The organism is Lutimonas saemankumensis, from assembly GCF_020171465.1.
GTDB classification, from domain to species: Bacteria; Bacteroidota; Bacteroidia; order Flavobacteriales; family Flavobacteriaceae; genus Lutimonas; species Lutimonas saemankumensis.
The window spans coordinates 1,023,089-1,037,844 of sequence record NZ_JAIUZR010000003.1; the positions used below are offsets into that span (position 1 = coordinate 1,023,089).

Here is a 14,756-nt window from a genome sequence, read left to right on the forward strand (position 1 = left end):
TATGAAAACAGCATATATAATTAATGGATACCGAACAGCAGTGGGTAAAGCGCCGAGGGGCACTTTCAGGTTTAAAAGACCTGATGAACTTGCTGCAGAAACAATTGCCTATTTATTGAAAAAGGTTCCTGAGCTTGATGTCAAAAGAATCAATGATGTTATTGTAGGAAACGCAATGCCTGAAGCCGAGCAAGGATTAAACATGGGTCGATTGGTTTCTCTAATGGGAACAAAAACAAATGAAGTAGCCGGTGTAACTGTAAATCGATACTGCGCCTCAGGACTGGAAACCATTAGTATGGCAACAGCAAAAATTCAGTCAGGAATGGCAGATTGCATTATTGCCGGAGGAGTTGAAAGCATGAGTTATATTCCTATGGGAGGTTACAGGCCCGTACCAAATTATGAAACGGCAAAGCAAGGTCATGAAGATTATTACTGGGGCATGGGACTTACTGCGGAAGCTGTTGCTGAGCAATTTAATATCAGCCGTGAGGACCAGGATGAATTTGCGTTTAATTCTCATATGAAGGCTCTTAATGCTATAGATAATAACATTTTTGAAGAGGATATCGCTCCAATCGATGTCGAGCAGATATTTCTTGATAAAAACGGTAGAAAAACATCAAGAAATTACACGGTCAAGGTAGATGAAGGTCCCAGAAGAGGAACAAATAAGGAAGCTCTGTCAAAATTAAGACCGGTATTTGCCAATAAAGGAAGTGTAACCGCAGGAAATTCCAGCCAGATGAGCGATGGAGCAGCTTTTGTACTTGTTATGAGTGAGGAAATGGTAAAAGAGCTGAATTTGGAACCCGTGGCAAGAATGGTTAGTTTTTCAGCAGTTGGTGTGGAACCCAGAATAATGGGAATAGGACCTGTTGCCGCTGTTCCAAAAGCAATTGAGCAGGCAGGTTTAGCCTTAAATGATATTGAATTGTTTGAGTTGAATGAAGCTTTTGCATCTCAATCTTTAGCAGTTATCAGAGAACTTGGCCTGAATCAGGATATTGTCAATGTAAATGGTGGAGCTATTGCCCTGGGGCACCCTCTTGGCTGTACCGGTGCAAAACTATCTGTCCAGCTTTTCAATGAGATGAGAAGAAGAAAACAGAAGTACGGGATAGTTACCATGTGTGTAGGAACGGGACAAGGTGCTGCAGGGGTGTATGAGTTATTGAAATAAAATAAAACCAAAATTAAAACTGAAAAAAAATATGAAAGCTATAAAAGGAGGTGAATTTCTTGTAAGAGAAGTCAAAAAGGAAGATGTTTTTGTCACAGAGCAGTTTAGTGAGGAACAGCGAATGATGAAAGATGCCGTAATTGAATTTATTGATCGTGAAGTTTGGCCAATAAAGGAAAGGTTTGAGGAAAAAGACTATGCCTTAACCGAGGAGTTAATGAGAAAAGCTGGTGAAATGGGATTTCTTGGTGTTTCAATTCCGGAAAAATACGGCGGAATTGGAATGGGTTTTGTTTCAACAATGCTTGTAACTGATTATATTTCGGCGGCATCTGGTTCATTAGGAACCGCCTATGGAGCACACACTGGTATTGGAACAATGCCAATATTTCTGTATGGCACCGAAGAACAAAAGCAAAAATATCTTCCGGCTTTGACCTCTGGAGAGAAATTCGGGGCCTACTGTTTAACAGAACCTGGAGCAGGGAGTGATGCGAATTCAGGTAAAACAACGGCTACCTTAAGTGAAGATGGCAAGAACTACCTGATTAACGGTCAGAAAATGTGGATATCCAACGCCGGTTTTGCTGAGATATTTATTGTTTTTGCCCGTATTGAAGACGATAAAAATATAACAGGATTTTTATTGGAGTATGACAAGGAAAATCCAAACGGGGTCAGTTTCGGTGACGAAGAAAAAAAGTTGGGTATTACCTCGTCGTCAACACGCCAGGTATTTTTTAACAACACGGCTATCCCCGTTGAAAATATGCTTTCGGAAAGAGGTAAAGGATTTAAAATTGCGCTAAATTCTCTAAATGTGGGTCGAATCAAACTCGCTGCAGCCTGCCTGGATGCCAGCAGGAGAACCTTGACGGAATCAATTAAATACGCAAATGAGAGAATTCAGTTTAAAAAACCGATCTCAAGTTTTGGAGCAATTCAATCAAAATTTGCGGAAATGGCAACCAAAACATTTACCATAGATGCAGGTTCATACAGAGCGGCAAAAGATATTCAAAACTATATTGATGCGCTACTGGAATCCGGCAAGTCACATCAGGAATCCGAATTGATCGCTTTTAGTGAATATGCCATTGAAGCTGCAATCTTAAAAGTTTACGGTTCGGAAACGTCTCAGTTTGTTACCGATGAAGGTATTCAGATTTTTGGTGGTATGGGATTCTCAAAAGATACTCCCATGGAGGCTGCATGGAGAGATGCAAGGATAACCAGAATATACGAAGGAACCAATGAGATAAATCGCCTGCTTACCATAGGTATGTTGCTCAAAAAGGCATTTAAAGGTGACATTGACTTGATGACTCCTGCCATGGCTGTGGGCAGAAGTCTTATGGAAATACCCTCCTTTGATGTACCTGACTATTCAGAATTGTTTTCCGAGGAAAAAGAAATCATTGGAAAATTGAAAAAAGCATTTTTGATGATCTCAGGAAAAGCTGTGGAAACTTTTGGAATGGAACTCGAGGAACATCAGCAGTTGATTCTGGCTGCTGCTGAGGTCTTAATTGAGATCTATATGGCTGAAAGTGCCTTGCTTAAAGCAGAGAAAGTTGCAGGTTTGACTTCAGAAGAAGCTGCCAGGGGACAAATCGCAATGGCCAAAATTAATCTCTACAACGCTGTTGGAATAATTAATGAAAAAGGGAAAGAAGCTATTGCCTACTTTGCTGAAGGTGATGAGCAGCGCATGATGCTTATGGGATTAAAAAGATTTACTAAGTATACCAATCTTCCAAATATCATAGCCCTTCGAAAAGAAGTTGCCGCCATTTTAATCGAGGAAAACAGGTATTGCTTTTAATTGTTTTTGGCCAGGTGAGATAAGCGCCTGGCCAAAACAATTCTCAATTTGTATTTTGTATAAGATTAAGCCTTATATTTGAGTAATAAATAGCTTAATTTTTTTTACATGCCTGTCAGAATACTCCCCTCCATTTTGATGGTTTTTGTTTGTGCCATTATTTGGTCACAGGAAGCCACAGAGATCTATCTCCTGGATCTTGAAGAACAAGATGATCAAATTGTTCTGTCCAATGCTATCAATATTTCAAATAACGAAGGATACGACAATCAGCCTAGCTTCACAGAAGATGGTAATGCCGTACTTTTTGCTTCGTTCAGAGGTGGGCAATCGGATATCTCTAAATATTTTATTCAAGAAAAATACAGGGTATGGCTGACAGACACACCAGAAAGTGAATTCTCTCCCGTGCAAATGCCGGGAAGCAAGAAGTATTATACTTGTGTACGCTTAAATAAAGATGAAAGCCAATTCTTGTACAAATACGCGTACAAAAAAAAGCCTCCAAAAGTGCTGATACCTGATTTAAAGGTAGGCTACTATCTGTGGCTCGATGAAAAATCACTGATCAGTTTTGTTATAAGTGATATAGAAACCTTGCAGGTGAGTAATTTTAAATATAAAATAAGATATCCTATTCAATCTAATGTAGGACGATCCTTAAGCAAAATTCCGTTTAATGCGGGACTTGGAAACAACCTTGTTAGTTTTATCAGCCTTGAGCATGAAGATCCTGAAATTTATTCGATAAACCCAAAAACAAGTGAATCCAAATACATCACCGACGCTCTTTCCGGGTCCAAAGATCTGGCCTGGACTTTAAAAGGAAGTATGATCATGGGTAAGGGAAATCAATTGTATAAATACAAACCCGGTATCGACAAGGAATGGAAACCCGTAAAAATGGATATTGATTTTTCCTTAAAAAACATAAGTCGCATAACGGTTAGTCCCGATGGTTCCAAATTAGCCGTTGTCTGCCAGGAATAAGACTCAAAACCACTTCATTTTTTTTGAACTTTATTACTGCTCCTCATTTTCATTTCGAATTGTATTTTGTATTTTTGGGAAAAATTTTTTTATGTTAAAAGCAGGAGTATTAGGTGCTGGTCATCTCGGTAAAATTCATTTAAAACTTCTTCAGCAATCTTCTAAATATGAATTGGTTGGCTTTTATGACCCGATAGAAGACTATGGCAAACAGGTTGCCGAGGAATTTGGCTACACATATTTTGATAGTATTGAAAAACTGATAGACGCCTCCGATGTTGTTGATATTGTCACTCCTACCCTGAATCATTTTGACTGTGCTCAGAGGTCAATAGAAAAAGGGAAACATATTTTCATTGAAAAACCTATTACCAAAACTCTGAAAGAGGCAGAAACTCTAAGGGACCTTGTTGCAAAAAATAAGGTTCGAGGTCAGGTAGGCCATGTAGAACGATTCAATCCCGCTTTTACAGCGGTTAAGGATATGATAGAGGATCCTATGTTCATTGAAAGCCATCGACTTGCAGAATTTAATCCCAGGGGCACAGATGTCCCGGTGGTTCTGGATTTAATGATTCATGATATTGATATCATTTTAAGTGTCGTAAATTCAGAGGTGAAAGAAATTCATGCAAGTGGTGTTTCGGTAATAAGTGAAACCCCGGATATTGCAAATGCAAGAATCGAATTTATGAATGGATGTGTTGCTAACCTCACGGCCAGCAGAATCTCCATGAAAAATATGCGCAAGTCCAGATTCTTTCAAAAAGACGCTTATATTTCGGTCGATTTTTTGGAGAAAAAATCTGAAGTTGTTAAAATGAAAGATGCGCCGGAAGATACGGACGACTTTGCTATGATCCTTCAGAACGCTGAAGGAAAAAAGAAACAAATATATTTTGAAAACCCAAAAATTCATCAGAACAACGCAATTTTAGACGAGTTGGAATCATTTGCTGAAGCGATAGATCAAAACAAAACTCCAATTGTGTCTTTGAGTCAGGGAACAAAAGCCCTGGAAGTTGCCCAAAAGATTATTGACAGTTTTTAATTATGGAACCAAAAGTTACTACAGAACATCACAGAGGATCTGCCACTATTTTTAAAAATCCTTTTTTAGAAAGCCTTACCAAAACCTCTTTAAAGCAAAATATAATAGTATATGGCCTGGTTGTTTTACTACTCATCTACAATGGAATCTTCATCCAAAAGATTCCCGTGCTGACCTTTACCGGATTATTTATTTTTGCACTATTCTTCTGGACCTTTGCGGAATATATGCTTCACCGGTACCTGTTTCACTGGATCTCTGAGAACAAGTTTGTTCAGCGTTTTCATTTTATTATGCACGGATCGCACCACCTTTACCCAAGGGATACTGAAAGGTTATTAATGCCTCCCGTTCCTGGGCTTATCATGGCGTCAATATTATTTGCCATTTTTTATGGAGTTTTTAGTATTCTCGGTCAACCTGTATTAACCTGGGGATTTTTCCCGGGATTCTTTCTTGGTTATCTGTTATACTCATTTTTACACAGAGCCACGCATGTGGTAAAACCACCTAAACGATTTAAATTTTTATGGAAACATCACAGTTTGCACCACTATAAGTATCCAGATAAGGCTTTTGGTGTTTCAAATACATTATGGGATCATGTTTTTGGTACCATGCCTCCTAAAAAATCCTATAAATGAAAAATATAACGGTAATTGGAGCGGGAACCATGGGCAATGGAATTGCCCATGTTTTTGCTCAAAATGATTTTGAAGTAAAGCTTGTTGATATCTCTGAAAAAGCTTTGGAAAATGCACTAATCAGTATTGACAGAAATCTGGATCGACTGGTCTCTAAAGGAAAAATTAGTGCTGATATCAAAGAGGGAACCTTACACAGAATAAAAACCTTTACGTCTCTAAATGAAGGTGTTAAAGAAGCCGATCTGGTTGTGGAAGCGGCAACCGAAAACCTTGATTTAAAGAAACAGATTTTTCAACAGATAGATGAGTTTGCTCCATCATCAGCTGTTTTAGCCACAAACACTTCTTCCATTTCGATTACGGAAATAGCCTCGGTAACAAAAAGGGCTGATAAGATTATAGGCATGCATTTTATGAACCCCGTTCCGATCATGAAACTAGTGGAAGTCATCAGGGGTTACTCAACCTCCGACGAGGTGACCCTGTTGATCATGGAACTTTCCAAAAAACTGGGTAAGGTCCCTGTAGAAGTAAATGATTATCCCGGGTTTATTGCAAATCGAATATTGATGCCAATGATCAATGAGGCCGTTTATTCTCTATATGAAGGTGTGGCAGGAGTATATGAAATAGATACGGTCATGAAATTAGGTATGGCCCACCCCATGGGACCATTGCAGCTAGCTGATTTTATAGGACTTGATGTGTGTTTATCTATTCTTAACGTACTTTATGGCGGATTTGGCAACCCAAAATACGCTCCCTGTCCTTTACTGGTCAATATGGTTACGGCCGGAAAACTTGGAGTAAAATCCGGAGAAGGCTTTTACGATTATTCAGAATCCAGAAAAGCTGATAAAATCTCCAAACAATTTTCATAAAAAAAAAGCCCCGACATCGGGGCTTTTATTCTATTACAACCATCTTAAGAAATAATCCATGAGATCTTCTTTCAATTCATAGTGCAATTTTATATAAGTTTTCATATCATCACGCATTGACGTTTGCTGGTTTCTTAATCTTCCATCCAGTTCTTCACTTAAATCAGCGGTTTCAATAATCTTTCTTTTCATCCTAATTCGCTGAAGCATTCTTCCTATTACTTCTTTTTCCCTAATTATTTTATTCTGAAAACCTTCTAAAGGTGCCATCGCTTCTATTCCTAAATTCCGCTTGGCTATGGCTTCGAGTTTCTTCTCAAATTTCTCCATCTCTTTTCTATGAAACCTTAATTCTTCCTTCCACACCTTTAAATTAAATTTCAAATCGCTTAAGTAAACTAGTTTTGTCTCCATGGGCTTAAAATGTTTGCAATTAATAATACCCTAAATTTCCTAAAAAAAAGTGAGTATACCATTGATAAAAGTCATTTTTTTATCGGGAACATTCATTTTTATATCCATTTAAACAAAAAAAGGCTCCACATATGCGGAGCCTTTTTGTCATTCATTACTAAATTTTATCCTCTCTGGTTTTGATCATCCTTTCTTGTCTTATTCCAGATCTTGATCTCGTCTTCTTCGGTTATACCGGAAACTATTTCTACGTTAATTCCATCAGAAATTCCCAGTTCCAGATCTTTTCTTTCAAATTGCTGATCCCCTGTTTTTATTTCAACATAAGGCATCTCCGTTTTTTTATCGAATTGTAACAGAGATTCTTTAATAGATAAAACACTGTCTTTCTTTTCCAAAACGATATCGGCATTGGCACTGTATCCTGCTCTTACAAAATACTCTTCATCCAGGGTAACATCTGCTTTAATTTTAAATTGTACTGCCCCATTTTCTTCCGTTCCTTTTGGAGCGATAAAGTTTAGCTTAGCCGGGAATTTTTTCTTTTCAATGGCTCCAAGTCCAACTTCAATTTCAATACCTTCGTTCAATTTTCCAACCTCAGCTTCATCCACTTTTCCTTCAAAAATCATTTTGGTCATATCTGCAATTGACGCTATTGTCGTACCAGCGTTAAAATTATTACTTTGAATTACCTGATATCCTTCTTTAACAGGAATCTCCAAAATCATTCCAGAAGTGGTGGCCCTGATATTCGTATTGGCCGATCCTCCTTGCCCGGTATATCCTTTTTTGATTATCTGGAAATCATTTTCGGCATTTACTAGATCTTGCTTTGCTTGATCATAATTAAGCTCAAAAACTTCAAATTCACCCTGAGAAATTACCCCGTTATCGTACAATTTTTTATTTCGATCATAAATGATTTTGGTATTATTTAAGGCCAGTTCAGCTTTTCTTACACGTCCCTGTGCATTTGCAAGCGCCTGCTCATTAGGGATTACCCTTACTTTTGCAATGAGATCTCCTTTTTCGAGTTTTGCTCCCTCTTCAACATATATTTTTTCAATTATACCTGTAATCTGAGGTTTAATCTCAACTTCTTCCAATGGAATAACTTTTCCTGTCGCCACCGTTTTTCTAACGATATTGGTTTTGAAAGGTTTTTCTGTTTCATATTCAATTGGAGATTTACTGTTCTTTTTTCCAAGCCAAACAAGAACAGCGATTAAGGCTATAATAATACTTCCAAATATTAACTTTTTTTTCATCGTAAATTATTTTCTATTCAATTTGATTGTTAATTATTCATCTCTTAAGGCATCAATTGGTTTGATGCTAACGGCTACCTGCGCCGGAATCATTCCTATAAGAGTTCCCAGTATTATCAAAGTGGAAACCGCAATTAAAATAACCGGAATATCAACGGTAGGATTCGTCAGGGCAGAATCCGGGCCTTTACCCATGGTCGAATCTATGACCATCAGTATGATCCCCCCAAAAATTATTCCGAGTGCCCCCGCCAGACTAGTCAGAAAAACTGATTCCAGCATAATATGTCTTTTAATTTCCCAGGGTTTTGCTCCCAGTGCTCTTCTGATACCGATTTCTTTGGTTCTCTCTTTTACAGTGATCAGAAGAATATTTCCAATTGCAAATACACCTGCAATTAAAGTGGCAATACCTACGAACCAAGTCAGAAATTGCATCCCGGTCAGGAAACCTGTGAATTTCTTTATTTCATTTCCCAGGTTGAAACTTCCAAAAGCCCTGTTGTCATTTGGGTGAACCTTATGTAAATTCTTTAAAAGTAACTTGACATCTGCCTCGATCTGCTTGATCTCATATTCAGGTTTTCCTGTTATCATCATCCAGCCCATCGTATTTCCAGTATTGTAAACCTGCTGAAAGGTCGTAAATGGAATATGTATAGCTCCCTGTGGGCCGCCCATTCTGACCTGACCCTGTTTATACATACCGATAACTTTATAATTTACATCGTTTATCTTGATATACTGACCAATAGGATATTCATCTTTATCGAATAACTGCTTAAAGATTTCTTCTTCGATCACACATACCTTTTTCTTTTCTTCTATGTCAGAGTCATTAATAAACCTTCCGTAAACCATATCCTTTTTCTCTACACGGTCCAATTCAGGATAATCGCCATAGATTCCAAAGGAACCTGTTTTAAAGTTATTGGTAGCCTGAGATTGTCTTTGATGTCTCGGAACCACAAATTCCAGGCCTTCGATCTCACTCATGATATGATCGGCATCGGAAAGTTTTAATCTTATATTTTTCCCTTCCTGAAATCCCTTAAAAGGCATACTGGTTGACTGAGCCCAGACAAATACACTGTTTGTGGCAAAATCCCCGAACAATTTGTTGAAATTATTCTCCATACCTCTTGCGGCCCCCAATAAAACGATCAAAAGAAATATACCCCACATAACACCAATAATTGTAATTGATGCACGCATTTTATTCTTGCGAATACTGCCGTATATCTCCTGCCACGTGTCTCTGTCAAATATAAATTTCATAATGATTGGGTTTACTCGTCGTTCAAGGCCACAATTGGTTTAATTCTGGCCGCTCTTTTGGCAGGAATGTATCCTGCTATCGTTCCTGCAATTATGAGGACAATAGTAGCGCCAATCACGACATAAGTTTCGACACTCGGATCTACAATAAAATATTTCTCCAAACTATCACCTATACCTCTTAAAACCAGAACACCGATCATGAGTCCCACATAACCTGCGATTGCCGTAACAAAAATTGATTCCTGCATGATCATAGATACTATAGAACCCGGTGTTGCACCGAGCGCCTTTCTAATTCCCAGTTCCTTGGTCCTCTCCTTAACTATATACACCATAATATTACTGATACCAATTACACCGGCAATCAACGTCCCGATACCTATAAAAAGAATGATAATATTCAAAACCAGAATAAATTGTTGCACATTTTTGGATCCCTCAGCATAATTTCGAACCCTGATGGCACCCTGATCTCTAGGGTCCACACTATGCTTTTCCTTAAAGATTCTGGTTAAAACACTAGTGAACTGCAAAGCCTGATCAACATTGAGTTTTGGATTATAGGTTAGCCCAAAGTAATCAAGTTCATCATTCTCTCTATACATCCCTTGTGCCGTCGTGAACGGGGTATAAATAAATCGTTCATCACGGTCTCCTCCCGGATCACTAAATACTCCGATAACTTTGTAAGATATACCACCTATGCTGATGTCCTTACCCATCGCACTTCTGTTTCCAAAAAGATCCTGTTCAACTAGCCGGCCTATGGCTACCACTTTCGCCCTTTTTTTCAGATCCATTACACTTAAAAAACGTCCCTTTTCTATAACAGCTGATTCCAGTGGCAAATAATCAGGATAAACTCCTCTTACCGTGTAATTGTTTTGATTACCACGATAAACAGTCAAAACATTAAAGCGCTGAATATTCGGGCTGAAAAAGGCTATTTCTTCTTCAAATTTTTCATTGATGAATTTAGTGTCATCATTCCGGAATTGTATATTGCGACCACTTTGAAGCCCTTTATATGGCTTTGTGGTGGTACCAGAAAATATATAAACAGAATTAACGGCATCTCCTGCAAAGGCTTCTTCAAAAAAATGCTTCAGCCCGTTACCGATTCCAAAAAGCAGGGTGAATAAAAGGATGGCAAAAGCAATAGTAAAACCTGACAAGATAGTTCTAAGCTTGTTCTTGCCTAAAGTTTGAAATATTTCTCTCCAACGATCTAAATCAAACATAAATTATGCCTTTACTTTTCTATTCGTTACTTCATCACTGATGATTACACCGTCACGTAATCGAACAATTCTGTCAGTTTCAGCAGCAATATCCTCTTCGTGTGTAATCACAAAAACTGTCATTCCTTCGTCATTGATCTCTTTTAAAAGTTCCATCACAGAATGGGACGTTGTAGAATCAAGTGCACCTGTTGGTTCATCGGCCAAAACAACTTTTGGATTGGTAACCAGGGCCCTGGCAATTGCCACTCTCTGTTTCTGTCCACCTGAAAGTTCACTTGGTAAATGATCCGCCCATTCTCCCAGACCTACTTTTTCTAAATATTCCATAGCAACCTTCTGCCTTTCTTTCCTGCCTACTCCTTTGTAATACAGTGGTAAGGCTACATTTTCAAGGGCATTTTTATAAGTGATCAGGTTAAAAGACTGAAAAACAAAACCCAAGAACTTATTTCTCAATACGGCCGCCTTCTTTTCATCTAAATTCTGAATCAACTGTCCATTCAGGTAATACTCACCTTCGTCATGAATATCCAATAAACCTACAATGTTTAATAAGGTTGATTTACCTGATCCCGAAGAACCCATAATGGAAACAAACTCTCCTTCTTTTATATGTAAATTTAATCCTTTAAGAACATGTAATGAATCCTCCCCCATTGGGTAGGATTTATGAAGATTTTTAATTTCTATCATTAGAAGACCCTATTTTAATTTTAATTAAAAACATACTTTGTCATTTCTTTGCTAGGCGAATTTCATAATTTTGCACGATGTCTGATATTACACAAAACCCTGTAATTTTATTTGACGGTGTTTGCAATTTGTGCAACCGATCCGTAAAGTTCATTTTAAAAAATGAATCCAAGCCACAGTTCATATTCGCTTCCTTACAATCAGACGCTGCAAAAAATATTTTGTTACATTATAACATAAAAAATATTAATCCTTCTTCGATCCTTCTTCTAGCAAATAACAAAGTCTTTGACGAATCAGATGCGGTTTTGGAGATTTGCAGAAATCTGAACAGGCCATGGAACATGTTTACCGTTTTTAAATACCTTCCTCTTTCTTTTCGAGACGCCATTTATCGATTGGTTGCCAGAAACCGTTATAAATGGTTCGGAAAAAAAGATTCCTGTACAATGGAAATTAACGAATATAAAAACAGGTTCCTCCAATAATGGAGGAACCTGTTTTTAAAATAATCCCCTTTTTTTTGAATGTGACGGCTTTGGTTTTTATGGCTTTAACCCAAAACAGTCAACACAAATTAATCAATAATTAAATTTTAGAAATGAGTCTTTCTTCAGTATACAATGGAATTCTGACTCTTGTTTCAGCCCAGGCCAAAACCATTTGAGTTCCGTAACTTTTTGAATCAAATCCAATCGAAAAGTTATCCATTTTTTGCCCTTTTACAGCCGGTACTTCAATCGTGGCCACATTATATTTAGGATTGTAAAAATGCGCCCCGTATGTATCCGTTTTTCCATTCAAAATAACAATCCAGTAATCCCTGTTGGGTATAGTGTACAATGAATACGTGCCCGCTTTTACAAACTTGTTACCGAACATTACATCACAGTAAAATTTTATTTCGGTAGATTCGTTACTACCCGTTTTCCAAATTTGTCCAAATGGAATTTGAGTACCAAACACCTCATTGTCATTTGCAGCCGGTCTTCCATACACCACTTTAATTTGTGGCCTGGTTTGCTCGGCCGGCCTGTAATAGACTATGTCATGTGGGTTTTTGTCCTGATCATTAAAACTTTGAGCCTTCAATTCCTGATTGAAAAGCGTTCCTATAAAAAGGATTAGGCCGATTCCGATTGTGTTCAAATTTTTCATTTTACTTTGTTTTACTTGTTTTCTGTCAAGACTTAAAAACATCCTGTTGGCATCTCTTCATTTGTTTTGATCATTTATGCCCCATCAGTTTTGTCACTGTCTTCCCTTTTTTTCTTTAACTTTTCAGATTCAGTTCTACCAATGGCATAATTTTGTTCATACCTGCTCTTATTCTCCGTTCTGATAATCTCCCTTTTTTTTGATGAACGGTGATTGATTTCATGATTTGAAAGGTCCAGCATTTCATATGCATTAAAATCTCTGGAACTGATCAATTTTATGACATTGGTATCTGAATTTTCAATGATGGTTATGGCCTCATCCCCATTTGGGAAGGTTGTAACAGTTTTCTTCATTTTTGATGCATTCTGAGCGAATCCGTTATAGGCTATAAACAGCATTACTATCTTTAAAATATATCTCATATAATTATGTACATGTTTCTTTAAAACAGTCTACTGAATCGTAGAATCATGTTCCTCATTTTCAAATCCGTTTGATATTGTTATGTCAGAAGTAATGACAAAATCTTCCGTATAAACCTTTAAAGTATAGGTTCCGTCTTCAAACTTGTTTTTATCTATGTTACAAACCTTTCCCTGGTTATCAGATCCGTGAACAAGCTCATGATTCGACGTCTCGAGAATTTCATACTTGTAGAAATTGTCAGCTGAATTTAATGTAAGGTTGTCGGACGCTGAATGATCTGTAATGGTTATAGCCTCCTCACCGTTAGGAAAGGTTGTAACATACTTGGTCACTTTTTCAGATTGTTTGTTTGATTGTTGAGCAAATCCCGCTACGCTTATGAGAAGAATTGCAAATGTTATAATTGAATTTTTCATGATATATATTTTAATGAATTCTTGAATTTTTACTCCTGATTTAGCTTTCACTCTCTCCAATTGTTATATCAGAAGTGATGACAAAATCTTCCGTATACACTTTTAGAGTATAGGTTCCTTCTTCAAGCTTGGTTTTGTCAATGGCACATACATTCCCGCGATTGGTCTCCCCATGTACCAATTCATGGCTGGAAGTTTCCAGGATTTCATACTTATAGAAGTCGTCAGAAGATGCTAACTCCATATTGGTAGATCTCGAATTATCAGTGATCGTGATTGCCTCATCTCCGTTTGGAAAAGTTGTAACATACTTGGTAATTTTTTCCTTTGGACCTGATTTGGACTCCTGGGCGTATGTTGAAATTCCTATTAATGAAATGGCTAAAATGAATACTATCTTTTTCATGGCGTATAATTTTAATGTTTTATAGTTGTTTTATTTGATTACTCTTTATGTAATGAGGGAAGATAACTTTTGATATGCTGCTAACTATGAGCTTATGCTACCCAGTGTATCTTCAAAATTGTAGTTGTAGGCATACTCATTATAAGTAAAGGCACCGTCTATGAATTTACTTTCAATTCCAGCAGGTTCCGGAGCGTCATGCACCAACTCATGAGTGTTAAAATCAAAATGAATATCCCCTTCTAGTGCGCTGTCATTCAGTAACATATCAATGTTATCATCTACAACAACGTCATCCAGTACAATAATGTATTCCAATTCACGTTCTATTGATTCAGAATTTATTTGTTTTGATTCAGATGATTCCTGTGCGAATCCTGTAATGCCGGCTAGGGCGAAGACGAATAATAAAGTTATCTTTTTCATAATTGAAATATTTACGTTAATAATTGACGATTCAATATTGATGTTATTTCAAATTAGGAAAAACTGTAAAATAGAAGATTTAGTCCTGGATAAAAATATTTCTGATCCGTTTGAATTAAATATGAACTCGGGTTCAATCAAATAGGAGTAAAGTAATTTTATCTCTTTATAGTATTAAATCTTATTGTTTGTTAAAGAATATGATCTTACGTGAAAACCATAGTTCAAATGTAAGTCAGGATATCAGTATCAAACAATAGATAAAAATGGGAATTTAAAATATCCCTGAAAACAGGTAGTTTACCAGAATTAGCTATTTATATGTCTAATTGACTTATAAACAGCTTATTATCTATTAACACCCTCCTTTAAACAATTTTGTTTCAGTTAGAAATGATCCATTTATTGATGCATTAAGTATGCTTATTCAATTAGGCC

Annotated in this window: 17 protein-coding genes; 7 read left to right on the top strand and 10 right to left on the bottom strand. The window is 37.2% G+C overall.

The window, feature by feature from the left end; translation table 11 throughout:
* Position 1: 1 nt before the first annotated feature.
* The 6 genes from LCM02_RS06005 (at position 2) to LCM02_RS06030 (ending at position 6,580) form a co-directional block, all read left to right on the top strand.
* A complete protein-coding gene (locus tag LCM02_RS06005) occupies positions 2 to 1,186 on the top strand; it encodes an acetyl-CoA C-acyltransferase (RefSeq protein ID WP_224927418.1) in 1,185 nt (394 codons plus the stop codon).
* A gap of 31 nt (positions 1,187 to 1,217) precedes the next feature.
* A complete protein-coding gene (locus tag LCM02_RS06010; RefSeq protein WP_224927419.1) occupies positions 1,218 to 3,011 on the top strand; it encodes an acyl-CoA dehydrogenase family protein in 1,794 nt (597 codons plus the stop codon).
* Positions 3,012 to 3,119: 108 nt separating this feature from the next.
* A complete protein-coding gene (locus tag LCM02_RS06015; RefSeq protein WP_224927420.1) occupies positions 3,120 to 4,001 on the top strand; it encodes a TolB family protein in 882 nt (293 codons plus the stop codon).
* 91 nt (positions 4,002 to 4,092) lie between these two features.
* Positions 4,093 to 5,052: a Gfo/Idh/MocA family protein gene (locus tag LCM02_RS06020; RefSeq protein ID WP_224927421.1), complete on the top strand. Its 960-nt coding sequence runs from the start codon at positions 4,093 to 4,095 to the stop codon at positions 5,050 to 5,052.
* Between the two features lie 2 nt (positions 5,053 to 5,054).
* On the top strand, positions 5,055 to 5,696 hold the full coding sequence (locus LCM02_RS06025) for a sterol desaturase family protein (protein ID WP_224927422.1): 642 nt from the start codon (positions 5,055 to 5,057) through the stop codon (positions 5,694 to 5,696).
* Positions 5,693 to 6,580 (top strand): 3-hydroxyacyl-CoA dehydrogenase family protein, encoded by an 888-nt coding sequence (locus tag LCM02_RS06030; RefSeq protein ID WP_224927423.1) that lies wholly within the window; start codon positions 5,693 to 5,695, stop codon positions 6,578 to 6,580. Before LCM02_RS06025 ends, LCM02_RS06030 begins: the two co-directional genes overlap by 4 nt.
* Before the next feature lie 33 nt (positions 6,581 to 6,613).
* Here the strand turns inward: LCM02_RS06030 and LCM02_RS06035 are convergent, their stop codons facing one another.
* The 5 genes from LCM02_RS06035 to LCM02_RS06055 form a co-directional block, all read right to left on the bottom strand.
* Entirely contained in the window at positions 6,614 to 6,994 is a 381-nt protein-coding gene (locus LCM02_RS06035; RefSeq protein WP_224927424.1) for a hypothetical protein, read from the bottom strand.
* A gap of 164 nt (positions 6,995 to 7,158) precedes the next feature.
* A complete protein-coding gene (locus LCM02_RS06040) occupies positions 7,159 to 8,265 on the bottom strand; it encodes an efflux RND transporter periplasmic adaptor subunit (RefSeq protein ID WP_224927425.1) in 1,107 nt (368 codons plus the stop codon).
* Positions 8,266 to 8,298: 33 nt separating this feature from the next.
* Positions 8,299 to 9,543: an ABC transporter permease gene (locus LCM02_RS06045; protein WP_224927426.1), complete on the bottom strand. Its 1,245-nt coding sequence runs from the start codon at positions 9,541 to 9,543 to the stop codon at positions 8,299 to 8,301.
* An 11-nt stretch (positions 9,544 to 9,554) separates the two neighbouring features.
* Positions 9,555 to 10,787, bottom strand: a complete 1,233-nt coding sequence (locus LCM02_RS06050; RefSeq protein WP_224927427.1) for an ABC transporter permease — start codon at positions 10,785 to 10,787, stop codon at positions 9,555 to 9,557.
* Between the two features lie 3 nt (positions 10,788 to 10,790).
* Complete coding sequence (locus LCM02_RS06055) at positions 10,791 to 11,483, bottom strand: ABC transporter ATP-binding protein (RefSeq protein ID WP_224927428.1); 693 nt, start codon at positions 11,481 to 11,483, stop codon at positions 10,791 to 10,793.
* 77 nt (positions 11,484 to 11,560) lie between these two features.
* Here LCM02_RS06055 and LCM02_RS06060 point away from each other — a divergent pair, with 77 nt between their 5' ends.
* On the top strand, positions 11,561 to 11,971 hold the full coding sequence (locus tag LCM02_RS06060) for a thiol-disulfide oxidoreductase DCC family protein (RefSeq protein WP_224927429.1): 411 nt from the start codon (positions 11,561 to 11,563) through the stop codon (positions 11,969 to 11,971).
* Positions 11,972 to 12,071: 100 nt separating this feature from the next.
* Here LCM02_RS06060 and LCM02_RS06065 read toward each other — a convergent pair whose 3' ends face one another.
* The 5 genes from LCM02_RS06065 to LCM02_RS06085 all read right to left on the bottom strand — a co-directional run bounded on the left by LCM02_RS06065 (position 12,072) and on the right by LCM02_RS06085 (position 14,318).
* Complete coding sequence (locus LCM02_RS06065; RefSeq protein ID WP_224927430.1) at positions 12,072 to 12,641, bottom strand: DUF2911 domain-containing protein; 570 nt, start codon at positions 12,639 to 12,641, stop codon at positions 12,072 to 12,074.
* Between the two features lie 74 nt (positions 12,642 to 12,715).
* Positions 12,716 to 13,066: a hypothetical protein gene (locus LCM02_RS06070; RefSeq protein ID WP_224927431.1), complete on the bottom strand. Its 351-nt coding sequence runs from the start codon at positions 13,064 to 13,066 to the stop codon at positions 12,716 to 12,718.
* 30 nt (positions 13,067 to 13,096) lie between these two features.
* Positions 13,097 to 13,486, bottom strand: coding sequence for a hypothetical protein (locus LCM02_RS06075; RefSeq protein WP_224927432.1), 390 nt, complete (start codon positions 13,484 to 13,486; stop codon positions 13,097 to 13,099).
* A gap of 40 nt (positions 13,487 to 13,526) precedes the next feature.
* The gene (locus tag LCM02_RS06080) at positions 13,527 to 13,892 is read right to left on the bottom strand and encodes a hypothetical protein (protein WP_224927433.1); all 366 of its coding nucleotides are present in this window, start codon (positions 13,890 to 13,892) and stop codon (positions 13,527 to 13,529) included.
* Between the two features lie 84 nt (positions 13,893 to 13,976).
* A complete protein-coding gene (locus LCM02_RS06085; protein WP_224927434.1) occupies positions 13,977 to 14,318 on the bottom strand; it encodes a hypothetical protein in 342 nt (113 codons plus the stop codon).
* Between the last annotated feature and the right edge of the window lie 438 nt (positions 14,319 to 14,756).

Bases quoted from the DNA above. Each gene is read 5' to 3' on its own strand.
- LCM02_RS06005 (WP_224927418.1), top strand. From the start codon at position 2: ATGAAAACAGCATATATAATTAATGGATACCGAACAGCAGTGGGTAAA.
- LCM02_RS06010 (WP_224927419.1), top strand. From the start codon at position 1,218: ATGAAAGCTATAAAAGGAGGTGAATTTCTTGTAAGAGAAGTCAAAAAG.
- LCM02_RS06015 (WP_224927420.1), top strand. From the start codon at position 3,120: ATGCCTGTCAGAATACTCCCCTCCATTTTGATGGTTTTTGTTTGTGCC.
- LCM02_RS06020 (WP_224927421.1), top strand. From the start codon at position 4,093: ATGTTAAAAGCAGGAGTATTAGGTGCTGGTCATCTCGGTAAAATTCAT.
- LCM02_RS06025 (WP_224927422.1), top strand. From the start codon at position 5,055: ATGGAACCAAAAGTTACTACAGAACATCACAGAGGATCTGCCACTATT.
- LCM02_RS06030 (WP_224927423.1), top strand. From the start codon at position 5,693: ATGAAAAATATAACGGTAATTGGAGCGGGAACCATGGGCAATGGAATT.
- LCM02_RS06035 (WP_224927424.1), bottom strand. From the start codon at position 6,994: ATGGAGACAAAACTAGTTTACTTAAGCGATTTGAAATTTAATTTAAAG.
- LCM02_RS06040 (WP_224927425.1), bottom strand. From the start codon at position 8,265: ATGAAAAAAAAGTTAATATTTGGAAGTATTATTATAGCCTTAATCGCT.
- LCM02_RS06045 (WP_224927426.1), bottom strand. From the start codon at position 9,543: ATGAAATTTATATTTGACAGAGACACGTGGCAGGAGATATACGGCAGT.
- LCM02_RS06050 (WP_224927427.1), bottom strand. From the start codon at position 10,787: ATGTTTGATTTAGATCGTTGGAGAGAAATATTTCAAACTTTAGGCAAG.
- LCM02_RS06055 (WP_224927428.1), bottom strand. From the start codon at position 11,483: ATGATAGAAATTAAAAATCTTCATAAATCCTACCCAATGGGGGAGGAT.
- LCM02_RS06060 (WP_224927429.1), top strand. From the start codon at position 11,561: ATGTCTGATATTACACAAAACCCTGTAATTTTATTTGACGGTGTTTGC.
- LCM02_RS06065 (WP_224927430.1), bottom strand. From the start codon at position 12,641: ATGAAAAATTTGAACACAATCGGAATCGGCCTAATCCTTTTTATAGGA.
- LCM02_RS06070 (WP_224927431.1), bottom strand. From the start codon at position 13,066: ATGAGATATATTTTAAAGATAGTAATGCTGTTTATAGCCTATAACGGA.
- LCM02_RS06075 (WP_224927432.1), bottom strand. From the start codon at position 13,486: ATGAAAAATTCAATTATAACATTTGCAATTCTTCTCATAAGCGTAGCG.
- LCM02_RS06080 (WP_224927433.1), bottom strand. From the start codon at position 13,892: ATGAAAAAGATAGTATTCATTTTAGCCATTTCATTAATAGGAATTTCA.
- LCM02_RS06085 (WP_224927434.1), bottom strand. From the start codon at position 14,318: ATGAAAAAGATAACTTTATTATTCGTCTTCGCCCTAGCCGGCATTACA.